The following is a 620-nucleotide window of genomic DNA, read 5'->3' as shown; positions in this document are numbered from 1 at the left end:
CTGGTGCTGCAGTGATTTCAGCATCGTAYGCTTTTACGGTTCTTACGCTTTCTAGCTGACCTTCTTTTGTCACGCTCACATACACGCTGCTTGCTGTTGCGCCCAGCTGTTCAATCGTTACCGTTGCTGATGTTGCATCTTCAGCTACTGTTGCTGTTCCGATTGCTGCTCCGCCTGTTGCTGCTTTGTAGACATTCACTACATCGCCTTCAGCAAGGCCTGTAACAACCACTGTATCGCTTACGCCTACTTTGTTGTTCGTTGCCGTGATCGTTGTTGCTAGTGGTGCTGTCGTTACCGGCTCAGTTGCATATTTCGCACCCGTACGTGTACTTTCCAGCTTGTTCGCTTTCGTTACCGTTACATACGCTGTTCCGCCTGTTGCTGTAAGCAAGTCGGTTTCCGAGATCGTTACTTCTGTTGCGCCATTTGCCACCGTTGCGGTGTCAAGTGCCGTGCCGCCTGTTGCTGCAGCATATACATTCACGATGTCGCCTTCGGCTAGACCCGTTACTTTAACTGTATCTGCTTCACCTGTTGGGCTGTTTGTTACGGTGATTGTCGCTGCTGCTGGTGCTGCAGTGATTTCAGCATCGTACGCTTTTACGGTTCTTACGCTT

The 620-nt window shown here is 50.4% G+C and carries 1 pseudogene; it reads right to left on the bottom strand.

The window, feature by feature from the left end:
- Window positions 1-620 (bottom strand): annotated as a pseudogene (locus AB4Z29_RS32325) (hypothetical protein); the annotation flags it as partial.

Source organism: Paenibacillus sp. 2TAB23 (assembly GCF_052115165.1).
GTDB lineage: Bacteria > Bacillota > Bacilli > Paenibacillales > Paenibacillaceae > Pristimantibacillus.
Note: the sequence above shows the minus strand (reverse complement) of the source record. Positions and strands in the feature narration are given on the sequence as shown.